At 71.0% G+C, this 15,243-nt stretch carries 12 protein-coding genes and 1 pseudogene; 7 read left to right on the top strand and 6 right to left on the bottom strand.

What is annotated here, in order from left to right; translation table 11 throughout:
* Positions 1-100, top strand: a pseudogene (locus ACWEJX_RS09165) (IS481 family transposase); the annotation flags it as partial.
* Positions 101-131: 31 nt separating this feature from the next.
* Positions 132-701 (top strand): dienelactone hydrolase family protein, encoded by a 570-nt coding sequence (locus tag ACWEJX_RS09160; RefSeq protein WP_451606877.1) that lies wholly within the window; start codon positions 132-134, stop codon positions 699-701.
* Positions 702-774: 73 nt separating this feature from the next.
* On the opposite strand, the gene ACWEJX_RS09155 is transcribed toward ACWEJX_RS09160, so the two are convergent.
* The 5 genes from ACWEJX_RS09155 to ACWEJX_RS09135 form a co-directional block, all read right to left on the bottom strand.
* Positions 775-1,743, bottom strand: a complete 969-nt coding sequence (locus ACWEJX_RS09155; protein WP_451606876.1) for a zinc metalloprotease — start codon at positions 1,741-1,743, stop codon at positions 775-777.
* Between the two features lie 317 nt (positions 1,744-2,060).
* The gene (locus ACWEJX_RS09150) at positions 2,061-3,707 is read right to left on the bottom strand and encodes an alkaline phosphatase D family protein (protein ID WP_451606875.1); all 1,647 of its coding nucleotides are present in this window, start codon (positions 3,705-3,707) and stop codon (positions 2,061-2,063) included.
* 169 nt (positions 3,708-3,876) lie between these two features.
* Positions 3,877-4,692 (bottom strand): DsbA family protein, encoded by an 816-nt coding sequence (locus tag ACWEJX_RS09145; protein WP_451606874.1) that lies wholly within the window; start codon positions 4,690-4,692, stop codon positions 3,877-3,879.
* Between the two features lie 70 nt (positions 4,693-4,762).
* Positions 4,763-5,449 carry a hypothetical protein gene (locus tag ACWEJX_RS09140; RefSeq protein WP_451606873.1) on the bottom strand — a complete coding sequence of 229 codons (687 nt, stop codon included), beginning with the start codon at positions 5,447-5,449 and terminating at the stop codon, positions 4,763-4,765.
* A 74-nt stretch (positions 5,450-5,523) separates the two neighbouring features.
* The gene (locus ACWEJX_RS09135; RefSeq protein ID WP_451606872.1) at positions 5,524-6,849 is read right to left on the bottom strand and encodes a DUF2252 domain-containing protein; all 1,326 of its coding nucleotides are present in this window, start codon (positions 6,847-6,849) and stop codon (positions 5,524-5,526) included.
* A 186-nt stretch (positions 6,850-7,035) separates the two neighbouring features.
* Between ACWEJX_RS09135 and dnaE the strand changes: the two genes are divergently transcribed.
* Positions 7,036-10,575 (top strand): DNA polymerase III subunit alpha, encoded by a 3,540-nt coding sequence (gene dnaE / locus ACWEJX_RS09130; protein WP_451606871.1) that lies wholly within the window; start codon positions 7,036-7,038, stop codon positions 10,573-10,575.
* 173 nt (positions 10,576-10,748) lie between these two features.
* Here the strand turns inward: dnaE and ACWEJX_RS09125 are convergent, their stop codons facing one another.
* Entirely contained in the window at positions 10,749-10,931 is a 183-nt protein-coding gene (locus ACWEJX_RS09125) for a hypothetical protein (RefSeq protein WP_451606870.1), read from the bottom strand.
* 241 nt (positions 10,932-11,172) lie between these two features.
* Between ACWEJX_RS09125 and ACWEJX_RS09120 the strand changes: the two genes are divergently transcribed.
* The 4 genes from ACWEJX_RS09120 (at position 11,173) to ACWEJX_RS09105 (ending at position 15,207) form a co-directional block, all read left to right on the top strand.
* The gene (locus ACWEJX_RS09120) at positions 11,173-12,504 is read left to right on the top strand and encodes an NYN domain-containing protein (protein WP_451606869.1); all 1,332 of its coding nucleotides are present in this window, start codon (positions 11,173-11,175) and stop codon (positions 12,502-12,504) included.
* Between the two features lie 20 nt (positions 12,505-12,524).
* A complete protein-coding gene (locus ACWEJX_RS09115) occupies positions 12,525-13,496 on the top strand; it encodes an ABC transporter ATP-binding protein (RefSeq protein WP_451606881.1) in 972 nt (323 codons plus the stop codon).
* A 34-nt stretch (positions 13,497-13,530) separates the two neighbouring features.
* Positions 13,531-14,364, top strand: coding sequence for an ABC transporter permease (locus ACWEJX_RS09110; protein WP_451606868.1), 834 nt, complete (start codon positions 13,531-13,533; stop codon positions 14,362-14,364).
* Positions 14,365-14,544: 180 nt separating this feature from the next.
* Entirely contained in the window at positions 14,545-15,207 is a 663-nt protein-coding gene (locus ACWEJX_RS09105; RefSeq protein WP_451606867.1) for a DUF2567 domain-containing protein, read from the top strand.
* The last annotated feature ends 36 nt before the right edge of the window (positions 15,208-15,243 follow it).

Here is a 15,243-nt window from a genome sequence, read left to right as displayed (position 1 = left end):
AGACTTCCTCCACACCTACAACCACCACCGCTGCCACACCGCACTCGACGGACACCCGCCCATCAGCCGCGTCAACAACGCTGCGGGCCAATACAGCTAGCCGCTGCCGAGCGGGTGGCAGGATGGAGCGCATGGACATCATGCTCTTCCACTCCGTCCACGGACTGAACGCTTCCGTGGAGGCCGCCGCCGAACGGCTCCGGACCGCCGGACACCAGGTCTGGACTCCGGACCTCTTCGACGGGCGGACGGCCGGGACCGCCGAGGAGGGCATGGCGCTGCGGGACGAGATCGGCAAGGACGAGCTGCTGAAGCGGGCGGTCCTGGCGGCGGCCCCGTACTCGGAGCGCGGCCTGGTCTACATGGGCCTGGACTTCGGCGCCTCGGTGGCGCAGACGCTCGCGCTCGGGGACGAGAAGGCGCGCGGGCTGCTGCTCCTCCACGGCACCTCGGACATCGCCGAGTCGGCCTCGGTGGACGACCTGCCGGTACAGCTGCACGTGGCCGAGCCGGACCCGTTCGAGACGGACGACTGGCTGTCGGCCTGGTACCTGCAGATGCGCAGGGCGGGCGCGGACGTGGAGATCTACCGCTACCGGGGCGCCGGGCACCTCTACACCGATGCGGAGTCGCAGGACTGGGACGCCGAGGCGGCCGAGCAGACCTGGAGGGTGGCGCTGTCCTTCCTGGACAGCCTGTAGGGCTTCCCGCGTGGAACGGGCGGTGGCCCCGGGGGTTTTCCCGGGGCCACCGCCGTGTCGTGTGGACGGACCGTCAGGCGCGGTACGCGGTCCAGGAGTCCTTCATGCGGGCCACCTGGCCGGCGGTGAACTGGTACATGCAGGAGTCGTACGTGTAGTCCATGAAGTTGTGGATCGGGTCCACGCCCGGCTTCGAGGTGCAGGAGTCACGGCCGGTCGGGCACTGGTACGCGGCGCTCTTCTCGGCCGGGGTGTCGGAGACGTAGTCGCCGTTGCCGTTACAACCGCCCTGGAAGGTGTGGTAGAGGCCCATCCAGTGGCCGACCTCGTGGGTGGCGGTGTCGCCCTCGTTGTAGTTGGCGGCCGAGCCGCCCGGGAGCGAGGCGTCGAGGATGACGACGCCGTCCATGTTCGGGCTGGAGTTGTACGAGGACGGGAAGGTCGCCCAGCCGAGCAGGCCGCCGCCGAGGTTGGCGGTGTAGATGTTCAGCGCGCCCGCGCCACCCTTGCGCAGGGCGGTCTTCATGTCCTTCTCGGCCTGGGAGCCGGAGGTCAGGTTGTACCAGGTCGCGTTGTCCGTGTAGTCGGTGCCGGCCAGCGAGAACTGGAAGCCCGAGTCCACGTTGCCGGTGCCCTGGCCCGCGTAGGCGGCGTTGAGGACGCTGATCTGGTTGTTGATGTCCTGCGAGCTGAGGTTGCCCGCCGTGCCGCTGTGGATGACGTGGAAGTAGACCGGGATGCTCGTGGCCGCGGCGAGACCGGCGGCGGAGGAGACCCGGCCCTCGGCGCGGGCGGCGGTGACCTTCTTCTGCAGGTCGGCGTCCATGGCCTTGGCCTGGGCGGCGGTGAGCTCGTTGGGCTCGGCCTGGGTGGCGCTGCCCTTGGCCTTGCGGGCGCCGGAGAGGGCGGCGACGCCGTTGGCGCACTTCTCGGCCGAGGCCAGGGTGGTGGTGCCGCCGGCCGGGGCGGCCGCCGGGGCGGAGAGCGGCGCCAGGGCCAGGGTTCCGGCCATGATGGCGGTGCCGAGCAGACGACGCGACATACGCGGCGATATACGGGCAAGAGCGCGCACGGGGGGACTCCTCGCGGGGGGTCGTGGAGAGGTACTTCCTCGCCACGGCGGGGAGATTACGCGTCCATGTCATATGTCGTTGAGGGTTGATCAAGCCCAATCATTCACCGGTCAAATGGGGGCATCGGGAAGAAAAACTTGCGCCGCTTCCGGAGTTTGAGACGCGGACGTAACAGAAGGAGCGCCGAAGGCGGGGGATGTGTCCGGGTTCGAAGCCCCGGACTCACCACCCGCCGTAGCCATGTGATCCGTCGTTAACAAAGCGGATCATGACTGAAAATGATCGGTCACCGTACCGGCTGGTACACCCGCTCGACACGCTGCGTTCCGCTGAGCGTGCGGTACGAACGCGCCCACGAGGCCGTCGCGTCGGGGTCCGCCTTGTCGGACACCGTGTAGTAGTCCATCTGCGAGCGGTCGGCCGTCACGTCGAGCACGCCGTAGCCGTGGTGGTCCATGTCCACCCACTTCACATGCCGGTTGGCGGTCTTCACCGCGGCCGCCGCCACCAGCGACACCGTGCCCGGCGCCACGTGCAGGAGGTCGTCCAGGTTGTCCGAGGTCACCGAGGTCACCACGAACTCCGTCGCCGCCGAGGCCGACAGCGGGTACGTCGCGGCCTTCACCGGCACGTCGTTGGCCCACGCCATGTGGATGTCGCCGGTCAGGAAGACCGTGTTGCGGATCGAGCGGTCCACCAGGTGCTGCAGCAGCTCCTTGCGGTCGTCCGTGTAGCCGTCCCACTGGTCGACGTTGACCGCGATGCCCTCCTTGGGCAGCCCGAGCAGCTCGGCGAGCGGACCGAGCAGATCGGCCGGCAGCGCGCCGAAGGCGACCGGCGAGATCATCACCGAGGTGCCCACCAGCTGCCAGGCCGCGTCCGAGGCCACCAGGCCGGCCTTCAGCCAGTCCAGCTGCGCCCGGCCGGTGATGGTGCGCTCCGGGTCGTCGACCTTGCCGCTGCCCACGCCCGCCTGCTGCGAGCGGAACGAGCGCAGGTCGAGCAGGTGCAGATCGGCGAGCCGGCCGAAGCGCAGCCGGCGGTAGACCGTGCCCTCGGTGGAGGTGCGCACCGGCATCCACTCGAAGTACGCCCGCTTGGCCGCCGCCACCCGGTCCGCCCAGACGCCCTCGGCGCCCGGCGTGTGGTTCTCGGCCCCGCCCGACCAGGCGTCGTTGGCGAACTCGTGGTCGTCCCAGATCGCCACGATCGGGTGCACCGCGTGCAGCGCCTGGAGGTCGGCGTCCGTCTTGTAGGTGGCGTGCCGGACGCGGTAGTCGGCGAGCGAGAGGATCTCGTGCGTCGGCCGGTGCTGCCGTACGACGTACTTCGCCTCCGGGTAGGCGCCGGTCGCGTACTCGTAGATGTAGTCGCCGAGATGGAGGACGGCGTCCAGGTCGGTCCGGGCGGCCAGGTGCCGGTACGGCGAGAAGTAGCCGGCCTCCCAGTTGGCGCAGGACACCACGCCGAAGCGGATGCCGTCGGCCGCGTCGGCGGCCGGCGCGGTGCGGGTGCGGCCCGCGGGGGAGACGGTCCCGCCCGCGGTGAAGCGGTAGAAGTACGCGGTGGCCGGCCGCAGTCCGCGGACGTCGGCCTTCACCGTGTGATCGGAGCCGGCGGATGCGACGGTGCTGCCCTCGGCCACGATCCGGGTGAAGCCGCGGTCCTCGGCCAGTTCCCAGCCGACCGTGACATCGGGGCCCTGGCCCGAGCCGGGCACGGCGTCGGGGGTGGGCGTGACGCGCGTCCAGAGCAGGATGCCGTCGGGCAGCGGGTCGCCGGAGGCGACGCCGTGCAGGAACGCGGGGGCCCCGGAGTCCGCGCGTGCGGTCGAGGCGGCGCCCACCAGGGCCGGCGCGACGGCGGCGGTGACGGCGGCGGCCTTCACCACGGTGCGGCGGCTGGGGGCGGATATGAGGTTACGACTGGTCACGGCCCGTCAGATTACCGCCGAGTAGGAGGAACGGGCAGGGGTCTGTACGAATGTTCGTCCGGCATTCGCCGGACCTTCTCCTTCCACTTCCTCGCTCCGGCGATTCCGGCGATTCCAGAGACCTCGGCGAGGAAGAGGAAGAAGAGGAAGAACGGCGGCGGGAAGGGCGTCAGCCCTTGAGGGCCTTCGTCAGGGCCGTGTTGAACTGGTCCACCGTCAGCGGCGGGTTCTTGCTGCCCTCCACGGTCAGGGCCTTGCCGTCCATCTTCAGCGTCGGCGTGCCCGTGACCCCGCTCTTGTCGAAGGTCTTCGACATCTTCATCGCCCAGGCGTCGAAGGTGCCTTCCTCGACGTTCCGCTGGAAGTCGGCGTTGCCCTTCAGGGCCGGCACCGAGTCCGCCACCTTCAGCAGGTAGGAGTCCTTGGCGAACTTGTCGTCGCGCTCGTCCGGGTGGAACTGGGTCGAGTAGAGCGCCGCCTTGTACTTCAGGAACGCCTCGGGGCTCACGTCGAGCGCCGCGCCCAGCGCGGACAGGGCGTTCTTGGAGCCCTGGCCCTGGTCGGAGTTGTCGATGAAGGTGGCGCCGATGTACTTGATCTTGTACTTGCCGTCGGCGACGTCCTTCTCGACGGTGGCGCCCACGCCCTGCTCGAAGGTCGCGCAGACCGGGCAGCGCGAGTCCTCGTACACCTCCAGGGTCTTCTTCGCCTCGGGCTTGCCGATGACGACCGTGGTGCCGTCGGTGCCCTCGGTGTTCTTCGGCGCCGTGACGCTCTTCGCGTCCGCGGCCGCCTCCCACTGGGACGGCTTGTTGGCCTGGACGACGGCGAAGCCGATGCCGCCGGCGACGGCGAGGACGGCGACCGCCGACCCGGCGACGATCAGCTGCCGGCGGGCCTTGTCCTTCTTGGCCTGCTTCTCGCGCTCGGCGCGCAGCCGCTCGCGGGCGGCGGCCTTGTTCTCCTGGCTGTTGCGCTTGCTCATGGTGGGGCACTCCGTGAAAGGGAGGAGGAACGGGGAATCGCGTGCTGGGTCCGCGCGCCGACTCGGGGAGTCAGGCGAGGACGAGGCACGGCGGTCCACGCCGTCCTACGGAGTGCGCCCAGAGCCGGGTGCGGGAGCGGCGCGGCCGCTCCACCGGGCGCCCGGCGCGCCGCCGGCCGGTCCCGGCCGTGCGGGCGAAGGCCACCACGAGCAGCAGCGGCCGGAAGGCGCAGGCCACGGCCGCGCGCAGCAGCCGGGCCAGGGCCCGCTCTCCGCCGCGCAGCCAGGAGGCCGCGGTCAGCCCGACCACCACATGGGCGGCGAGCAGCAGCCAGGGCACGGCCGGGTCGGGGGAGGAGAGCAGGGCGGTCACGCCCGCGGAGCCGGGCGCCGCGACCCCGGGCAGCGGGGTGCCGACGGCGCCGCCGCACAGCGCGTCCACGTCGAGGCCGACCGAGCGCAGCGACCCCGCGACCGGGCCGCCGGCGGGCCCGTAACAGGCCACCTGGCCGCTGGTGAACAGGGTGTCGGCGGCCAGCTCCAGCGGGACGAGCAGCCCCGCGATCGGGCCGAAGCCGCGCTCGCGGCCGGCCAGCGCGAAGGCCACGCCGAAGACCGCCACCGCGACCGGGACGACCGTGCCGAGCGGCAGCGGCACCCCCGACAGCAGGACGTGCGAGGCCACGGACAGCGTCACGACCAGTGCCGTGAAGAACGCCGCCCGGAGGGCTCTCAACTGGATTCCTGCCATGTCCATCGCGAGGGAAGTGTCCCATGCCCGGCCGTAAGAGGTCCCTAAGGCCGGGCTGTGAGCCGTCGCGCAAGGCCCGCTTACAGGCCGGGGATCCGGCCGTTGCGGAACAGGTCGACGAAGATCTGGTGGTCGGCCCGCGCCCGGGCCCCGTACGCGTGGGCGAAGTCCACCAGGAGCGCCGTGAAGCCCTCCTCGTCGGCCGCGATGGCCGCGTCGATGGCCCGCTCCGTCGAGAACGGCACCAGCGAGTGGCCGCTGGAGTCGTCCGCCGCCGCGTGCATCGCCGCGGTCGCCCGGCCGAGGTCGGCGACGGTCGCCGCGATCTCCTCCGGGTCGTCGATGTCCGACCAGTCCAGGTCGACGGCGTACGGAGACACCTCCGCGACCAGCTGCCCGGCCCCGTCCAGCTCCGTCCAGCCGAGCCACGGGTCCGCGTGCGCCTGGAGCGCCCGCTGCGAGATCACGGTGCGGTGGCCCTCGTGGTGGAAGTAGCCCCGTACCGCCGCGTCCGTCACATGCCGGGAGACCGCCGGGGTCTGCGCCTGCTTCATGTAGATGACGACGTCGTTCTCCAGGGCGTCGCTGTTGCCCTCCAGGAGGATGTTGTACGAGGGCAGGCCGGCCGAGCCGATGCCGATGCCGCGGCGGCCCACGACGTCCTTCACCCGGTACGAGTCGGGGCGGGCCAGGCTGGACTCGGGCAGCGTCTCCAGGTAGCCGTCGAAGGCGGCGAGCACCTTGTACCGGGTCGCCGCGTCCAGCTCGATGGATCCGCCGCCGGAGGTGAAGCGGCGCTCGAACTCGCGGATCTCGGTCATCGAGTCGAGCAGCCCGAAGCGGGTCAGCGCGCGGGCCTCGCGCAGCGCGTCGAGCAGCGGGCCCTCGGCCGTGTCCAGCGTGAAGGGCGGGATCTCGTCGTTCTTGGCGCCGGTCGCGAGCGCGTGGATGCGCTCCCGGTAGGCGGCGGCGTACACCGTCACCAGCTCGGTGATCTGCTCGTCGCTGAGCGCCTTCGCGTAGCCGATCAGGGCCAGCGAGGCGGCGAGCCGCTTGAGGTCCCAGGTGAAGGGGCCGACGTACGCCTCGTCGAAGTCGTTGACGTTGAAGATCAGGCGCCCGTTGGCGTCCATGTAGGTGCCGAAGTTCTCGGCGTGCAGATCGCCGTGGATCCACACCCGGCCGGTCCGCTCGTCCAGGAACGGTCCGCCGTGCGCCTCCCGCTCCAGGTCCTTGTAGAAGAGGCAGGCGGTGCCCCGGTAGAAGGCGAAGGCGGAGCCGGCCATCTTCCGGAACTTGACCTTGAAGGCGGCGGGGTCGGCGGCGAGCAGCTCGCCGAAGGCGGTGTCGAAGACGGCGAGGATCTGCTCACCGCGCTCGGCGGCGGTGGGCTGCGGGACCGACATCGAAGGTGCCTCCTGGTGGGCGATCCGGCACGAAGAGTGGCCGAAAATGGTGCGTGACAAAAGGGGACAGGTGTTCCCTGTCTCCCAACGCGCGACCGTACCGCCGAGTGCCCGAGTGTTGTCAGTGGGGCGACGTAGACTTCCACGCTGTCCCCCCAGAAATTCATCGTTGGAGGCATCCCCACCGTGACCAGGCCGCCCTTCACGCACCTCCACGTCCACACCCAGTACTCCCTGCTGGACGGTGCCGCGCGGCTGAAGGACATGTTCAACGCGTGCAACGAGATGGGCATGACCCATATCGCCATGTCCGACCACGGCAACCTGCACGGGGCCTACGACTTCTTCCACTCGGCCAAGAAGGCCGGTGTGACCCCGATCATCGGCATCGAGGCGTACGTGGCGCCCGAGTCCCGCCGTAACAAGCGCAAGATCCAGTGGGGCCAGCCGCACCAGAAGAAGGACGATGTCTCCGGTTCGGGCGGTTACACGCACAAGACGATCTGGGCGGCCAACGCCACCGGTCTGCACAACCTCTTCAAGCTCTCCTCCGACGCCTACGCCGAGGGCTGGCTGCAGAAGTGGCCCCGGATGGACAAGGAGACCATCTCCCAGTGGTCGGAGGGCCTGATCGCCTCCACCGGCTGCCCCTCCGGCGAGCTCCAGACCCGGCTGCGCCTCGGCCAGTTCGACGAGGCCCTGAAGTCCGCCTCCGAGTACCAGGACATCTTCGGCAAGGACCGCTACTTCCTGGAGCTGATGGACCACGGCATCGAGATCGAGCGCCGGGTCCGCGACGGGCTCCTGGAGATCGGCAAGAAGCTCGGCATCCCGCCGCTGGTCACCAACGACTCGCACTACACCTACGCGCACGAGGCCGCCGCCCACGACGCCCTGCTGTGCATCCAGACCGGCAAGAACCTCTCGGACCCCGACCGCTTCAAGTTCGACGGCACCGGCTACTACCTGAAGTCCACGGACGAGATGTACGCCATCGACTCCTCGGACGCCTGGCAGCAGGGCTGCGCCAACACCCTCCTGGTCGCCGAGCAGGTCGACACCACCGGCATGTTCGAGGCCAAGAACCTCATGCCGAAGTTCGACATCCCGGAGGGCTACACCGAGGTCACCTGGTTCCGCGAGGAGACCATGCGGGGCATGCACCGCCGTTTCCCGAACGGCATCCCCGAGGACCGCATGAAGCAGGTCGAGTACGAGATGGACACCATCATCTCGATGGGCTTCCCGGGCTACTTCCTCGTCGTCGCCGACTTCATCATGTGGGCGAAGAGCCAGGGCATCGCCGTGGGCCCCGGCCGAGGCTCCGCGGCCGGCTCGATCGTCGCGTACGCCATGGGCATCACCGACCTCGACCCCATCCCGCACGGCCTGATCTTCGAGCGCTTCCTCAACCCCGAGCGCATCTCGATGCCCGATGTCGACATCGACTTCGACGAGCGCCGGCGCGTCGAGGTGATCCGGTACGTGACCGAGAAGTACGGCGCCGACAAGGTCGCCATGATCGGCACGTACGGCAAGATCAAGGCCAAGAACGCGATCAAGGACTCCGCCCGCGTCCTCGGCTACCCGTACGCGATGGGCGACCGCCTCACCAAGGCCATGCCCGCCGACGTCCTCGGCAAGGGCATCGACCTCGACGGCATCACCAACCCGAGCCACCCGCGCTACAGCGAGGCGGGCGAGATCCGGGCGATGTACGAGAACGAGCCGGACGTGAAGAAGGTCATCGACACCGCCAAGGGCGTCGAGGGCCTGGTCCGGCAGATGGGTGTGCACGCCGCCGGCGTGATCATGTCCAGCGAGCCGATCGTCGACCACGCCCCGATCTGGGTGCGGCACACCGACGGCGTCACCATCACGCAGTGGGACTACCCGCAGTGCGAGTCGCTCGGCCTGCTGAAGATGGACTTCCTCGGCCTGCGCAACCTCACCATCATGGACGACGCCGTCAAGATGGTGAAGGCGAACAAGGGCATCGACCTCGACCTGCTCGCCCTCCCGCTCGACGACCCCAAGACCTTCGAACTGCTCCAGCGCGGTGACACGCTCGGCGTCTTCCAGTTCGACGGCGGCCCCATGCGCTCCCTGCTCCGGCTGATGAAGCCGGACAACTTCGAAGACATCTCCGCCGTGTCCGCGCTCTACCGCCCGGGCCCGATGGGCATGAACTCGCACACGAACTACGCCCTGCGCAAGAACAAGCAGCAGGAGATCACTCCGATCCACCCGGAGCTGGAGGAGCCCCTCAAGGAGGTCCTCGACGTCACCTACGGCCTGATCGTGTACCAGGAGCAGGTGCAGAAGGCCGCCCAGATCATCGCCGGCTACTCGCTCGGCGAGGCCGACATCCTCCGCCGCGTCATGGGCAAGAAGAAGCCCGACGAGCTGGCGAAGAACTTCACCATCTTCCAGGCCGGCGCCAAGAAGAACGGCTACAGCGACGAGGCCATCCAGGCCCTGTGGGACGTGCTGGTCCCCTTCGCCGGCTACGCCTTCAACAAGGCGCACTCCGCCGCGTACGGCCTGGTCTCCTACTGGACCGCCTACCTCAAGGCCAACCATCCGGCCGAGTACATGGCCGGACTGCTCACCTCGGTCAAGGACGACAAGGACAAGTCCGCCGTCTATCTGAACGAGTGCCGCCGCATGGGCATCAAGGTGCTCCCGCCGAACGTCAACGAGTCCGAGGCGAACTTCGCCGCCCAGGGCGACGACGTGATCCTCTTCGGCCTCACCGCCGTCCGCAACGTCGGCTCCAACGTCGTCGAGTCGATCATCAAGACGCGCAAGAGCAAGGGGAAGTACAGCTCCTTCCCCGACTTCCTCGACAAGGTCGAGGCCGTGGTCTGCAACAAGCGCACGATCGAGTCGCTGATCAAGGCCGGTGCCTTCGACACCATGGGCCACACCCGCAAGGGCCTGGTCGCCCAGCACGAGCCGATGATCGACACCGTGGTGGCGGTCAAGCGCAAGGAGGCCGAGGGACAGTTCGACCTCTTCGGCGGCATGGGCGACGAGGACAGCAGCGAACCGGGCTTCGGCCTCGACGTCGAGTTCTCCGACGTCGAGTGGGAGAAGTCGTACCTGCTCGCCCAGGAGCGGGAGATGCTCGGTCTGTACGTCTCCGACCACCCGCTCTTCGGTCTGGAGCACGTCCTGTCGGACAAGACCGACGCCGGCATCTCCCAGCTCACCGGAGGCGAGCACGCGGACGGCGCGGTCGTCACCATCGGCGGCATCATCTCCGGCCTCCAGCGGAAGATGACCAAGCAGGGCAACGCCTGGGCCATCGCCACCGTCGAGGACCTGGCCGGCTCCATCGAGTGCATGTTCTTCCCAGCCACCTACCAGCTGGTCTCCACCCAGCTGGTCGAGGACGCGGTCGTCTTCGTCAAGGGCCGCCTCGACAAGCGCGAGGACGTCCCGCGGCTGGTCGCGATGGAGCTGATGGTCCCCGACCTGTCGAACGCGGGCACCAACGCGCCGGTCGTCCTCACCATCCCCACGGTGAAGGTGACCCCGCCGATGATCAGCCGTCTCGGCGAGATCCTGGGGCACCACAAGGGCAACACCGAGGTCCGGATCAAGCTCCAGGGCCCCCGGAAGACCACGGTGCTGCGGCTCGACCGGCACCGCGTGCAGCCCGACCCGGCGCTCTTCGGCGACCTGAAGGTGCTGCTCGGCCCGTCCTGCCTGGCCGGCTAGCCCGGATCCGTACCGGCGCGAGGGGCGTTCCGGCCCGCATACGTGCGAGGGGGCTTCCGGTCCGCACGCGGACGGGGGCGCCGGTCCGCATACGTGCGAGGGGCGTTCCGGTCCGCACACGCGCGAGGGGCGCGCCCGTCGTCACGGGCGCGCCCCTCGCGTACGGCTACACGTCAGTTGTGGCCGAAACGCTTCTGCCGACCCTTGCGTGCCATGTCGCCGGGCGTGACCTGCGAGGCGCGCGACTCGGACATGGACTCCATCGACGAGCGCTCGGCCTGCTGCTGGCCGCGCTCGGCCTGCGAGCCGCGCTGCGGCGACTGCTGACTGCGATCCTGCTTGCGGTTCTTGGCCATGGTGATGATGCCTCCTCAAGGGGGTGTGGGGGCCAGGGCCGCTGCCAGACTCACACATGGCGGAAAGCGTCGCATTTTGGATCATTACGGACAGTAGACGTCGTTCCCGAGTGGAATCCGAGTGAGATCCGCCACGCCGATGATCCAGTTCCGGACGTCAACGCCACCCCGGTCGGGCAGACTCGAAGGAACCCGGAGCACTTCCGATCCCGAGGTTCCCGAGCAGGTTCGGCGAAAGAGGGTGGAACACGTGGACCGATGCGTCGTCCTGGTGGACGCCGGTTATCTGCTGGGCGCCGCCGCCAGCCTGCTCGCCGGGGAACCGGCCCGCTCACGGATCACCGTCGACCACGCCGCGCTCATCCAGCAGCTGCGCGAGCGCGCCGAGGCCGACACCCAGCTGCCCCTGCTGCGCATCTACTGGTTCGACGGAGCGCCCGACCGGGTGCCCCAGCCCGAGCACCGCCGGCTGCGCGTGCTGCCCCGGGTCACCGTCCGGCTCGGCGCGCTGACCCGCAGCGACGGGCGCTGGGCCCAGAAGGGCGTCGACGCGGCCATGCACACCGAGCTCACCGAGCTCTCCCGCAACCGCGCCTGCTCCGACATCGTCCTCGTCACCGGCGACGGCGACCTGCTGCCCGGACTGATGTCCGCCAAGGAACACGGCGTCGCGGTCCACCTGTGGGCCGTGCAGGCCGCCGACGGCGACTACAACCAGTCCGAGGACCTGGTCGCCGAGGCCGACGAACGCCGGGTCCTCGACCGGACCTGGATCACCCGCGCCATCCGGGCCAAGGACCTCAACGGAGTGTGCGCCCCGCCGCCGGTGCCCCGCCCCGAGATCGCCGCGATCCTCTCCGCGCCGCTGCCCGAGTCCGCGCTCGCCGCCTCCGCCGAACGGGCCGCCGCGGCGGCAGCGGCGGCCGCCTCGCACGACGGACCCGCCGCCGGACGCCGGGACGACACGCGAACCGACCTGGCCGCCGGCCCCGGCGACCGTGTGAACGGTTCCGTGAACGGCTCCGTCAACGGCTCCGGCGTCCCCGCGCCCGCCCCCGGCCGTAGCGTGCCCACCCCCAAGGACCTCGCCGGCCTGCGCGGCCCCGCCCCGTCGCCCGCCCCGCAGCCCGCCGCCACCCTCCGGTGGTCCTCCGACAAGGGCTGGATCGACCGCCCCGCCCCCTCGCTCGGCGAACCCGCCGAGACCGCGTCCCTGCCCACCCTCGCCCAGCTCACCAGCGCCGAGCAGCGCTGGGCCGACCGCGAGGAGGACATCACCACCGTCGGCGGCGACCCCTACGAGGTCGGCCAGGTCTTCGCGCGCCGCTGGCTCGACCGGCTGCCCGAGCCCGGTCACGTACCGAAACTCGCCACCATGTACCCGCGCATCCCGCACCGCATCGACGGCGAACTGCTCCGCTACGCCGCCCGCTTCGGACTGCTCGCCCACAAGGACGACCAGATCGACGAACACGACCGCTATGCGATCCGGGCCGGATTCTGGCGCGAGATCGACATGCACGCCGCCGCCCAACACGCCCCCGCGCCCGAGGAGAGCCGCGGCACCCCTTAGGCTCATCCCTCGTGAGTACGGTGTGCGTGGTGCGGGATCTGGTCAGGACGTACCCCGCCACACGCGGCAGACGCGGCGCGCCCGCGACCCCCGAGGTGCGGGCCACCGACGGGATCAGCCTCGATGTGCGCGGCGGTGAGATCTTCGGCCTGCTCGGACCCAACGGCGCCGGCAAGTCCACCCTCGTCCGCCAGCTCACCGGCCTGATGCGCCCCGACTCCGGCACGGCCCGGATCCTCGGCCACGACATCGTGCGCCACCCCGAGCGCGCCGCCCGCCTCCTCGCCTACCTCGGCCAGGAGTCCACCGCCCTCGACGAGCTGACCGTCGCCCTCGCCGCCGAGACCACCGGCCGGCTGCGCGGGCTCGGCGCCCGCGAGGCCCGTGCCGCCCGCGACGCCGTCCTCGACGAACTCGGCCTCGGCGAGATCGCCGGCCGCCCCCTCAAGAAGCTCTCCGGCGGCCAGCGCCGGCTCGCCTGCTTTGCCGCCGCCCTCGTGGGCGAGCGCCCCCTCCTCGTCCTCGACGAGCCCACCACCGGCATGGACCCGGTCGCCCGCCGCGCCGTCTGGGCCGCCGTCGACCGGCGCCGCGCCGAACACGGCGCCACCGTGCTGCTCGTCACCCACAACGTCATCGAGGCCGAGACCGTCCTCGACCGGGTCGCCGTCATAGACCGCGGCCGGGTCATCGCCTGCGACACCCCCGCCGGCCTCAAGGAACGCGTCGCGGGCGAGGTGCGGGTCGAACTCGTCTGGCGCGAGCGCCCCCCGCTCGACGTCCCCGAGGTCGCCGCGCTGCGCGTCTCGGCGCAGGAGTCCGGCCGCCGCTGGGTGCTGCGGCTCGGCCCCGACGAGGCGCGGGCCGCGGTCGCCGCGGTGACCGGCGGAGCGGCGTTCGCGGCCCTCGACGACTTCACCCTGGCGACGCCGAGCCTGGAGGACGTGTACCTGGCGCTCGGCGGCCAGACGCGGGGGCTGGTGAAGGCGTGACGTACCACCCGTCGACCGTCAGGAGCTGGACGAGTTGAGCACCCTGCCCGCCGAGGCCCTGACGGCCGCCGCCGTTCCCGTCGACGTGGTCCGCGACGCCCCCGAGGCGCCCGCCGCGCCGCTCGCCCCGCGCGCCCGGCTGCTGCCCGCGCTCGGCGCCGTCTACCGGGCACAGCTCAGCCGCGCCCGGGTCGCCCGCATCCCGCTGCTCTTCGTGGCGACCTTCCAGTCCATCGGCATCATGATCCTGATGCGCGGCGTCGTCGACGGCGGCTCGGAGGCCCGGTCCGTGGTGGCCGGCTCCGCCGTGCTCGTCGTCGCCTTCGTCGCGCTCAACCTGCTCGCCCAGTACTTCGGGCAGCTGCGGGCCGGCGGCGGCCTCGACCACTACGCCACGCTGCCCGTGCCGCCCGCGGCCGTGGTGCTCGGCGCGGCCGGCGCGTACGCCTCCTTCACCGTGCCCGGCACGGTGGTGACCGCCGTCGTCGGATCGGTGCTCTTCGGGCTCCCGCTCGGCCACCTGTGGATCCTGGCGGCGGTCGTCCCGCTGTCCGGCGCGGCCCTCGCCGGCCTCGGCGCGGCCCTCGGCCTGCTCGCCCCCCGGCAGGAGCTCGCCACCCTCCTCGGCCAGCTCGGCATGTCCGCGGCCCTGCTCCTGGGCGTGCTGCCCGCCGACCGCATGCCCGCCCCCATCGCCTGGGCCCGCGACCTGCTGCCCTCCACGTACGGCGTCGAGGCCCTGGCCCGCACCTTCGACGCGCACCCGGACTGGACGGCGGTCTGCCTGGACCTCGGGGTGTGCGCGGCGGTGGGCGTGGGCTCGCTGGCGGTGGCCACCTGGGCCTACCGCCGAGCCGCGGTGCGCTGACCCCCCTTATCGAGGCTCGGTTCCCCCCTGCCTACGTGCGGGGGAGCTTGAGCCGGGCTCACCGCCCCGACCGTGCTCGGGACTGTTCCCCCGTCACGCCCCTTCGGCTCACTCGCCTTGCGGCGGACGATCCGATGATCCGCTGAGGCGACTCACAGCCACACCTGGCACGATGGCGTCGTGACCGCACCTCTGACTCCGCCGCACCAGCCGCCGCACGACTCCGCCTGGCCGCCGCCCTCACCCGTGCCGCCCGCCGAGGACGGGCCCGGGACGGCGACCGAGATCCGGCAGGCCGCCGTGGTGGCGGCCGTGTCCGGGCTCCTCGGCGCGCTGCTCGGGCTGCTGTGGCTGTGGCTCGCGCCGCGGGTCTCGCTGATCTCCGACGGCAAGGCGGTCTTCCTGCGCAACAGCGAGGCGGAGTCGGCGATCGGCGCCGACGGAACGTTTGTCCTGCTCGCGCTCGGCTTCGGGGCCGTCGCCGCGGCCCTCGTCTTCCTGGTGCACCGGCGCGGCGGCGTCGCCCTGGTGCTCGGCCTCGCGCTCGGCGGCATCCTCGGTTCGCTGCTCGCGTGGGGCGTGGGCGTCTGGTTCGGCGGGGAGCGCGATGTCGTCGCCCACGCCAAGGCCGTCGGCCCCAAGGTCCCGTTCGACGCGCCGCTCGAACTCGGCATGGGCTTCGCGGCGATGCTGGCCTGGCCGGTCGCCGCGATGATCGTCCACCTCGCGCTCACCGCCCTCTTCGGCCCGCGCGACCCGGAACCCGAGGACGGCGCCTGGCCGCCGCTGCCGAACCCGCAGGCACCGCACGCGCCTCAGGCACCGCAGGAGCCGCAGAGCTGACGGCTGCCGGGCTCGCGGCCGGGCCCAGCAGTCGCG

It is taken from the genome of Streptomyces sp. NPDC004788 (assembly GCF_053601115.1).
The sequence above is the reverse complement of the archived record's forward strand: the minus strand, read 5'-3'. Positions and strand labels throughout refer to the sequence as shown.

Excerpts from the sequence above, each read along its gene's own strand:
- ACWEJX_RS09125 (WP_451606870.1), bottom strand. The coding sequence starts at position 10,931 with ATGGCCAAGAACCGCAAGCAGGATCGCAGTCAGCAGTCGCCGCAGCGC.
- ACWEJX_RS09145 (WP_451606874.1), bottom strand. The coding sequence starts at position 4,692 with ATGAGCAAGCGCAACAGCCAGGAGAACAAGGCCGCCGCCCGCGAGCGG.
- ACWEJX_RS09160 (WP_451606877.1), top strand. The coding sequence starts at position 132 with ATGGACATCATGCTCTTCCACTCCGTCCACGGACTGAACGCTTCCGTG.
- ACWEJX_RS09140 (WP_451606873.1), bottom strand. The coding sequence starts at position 5,449 with ATGGACATGGCAGGAATCCAGTTGAGAGCCCTCCGGGCGGCGTTCTTC.
- ACWEJX_RS09135 (WP_451606872.1), bottom strand. The coding sequence starts at position 6,849 with ATGTCGGTCCCGCAGCCCACCGCCGCCGAGCGCGGTGAGCAGATCCTC.
- ACWEJX_RS09155 (WP_451606876.1), bottom strand. The coding sequence starts at position 1,743 with ATGTCGCGTCGTCTGCTCGGCACCGCCATCATGGCCGGAACCCTGGCC.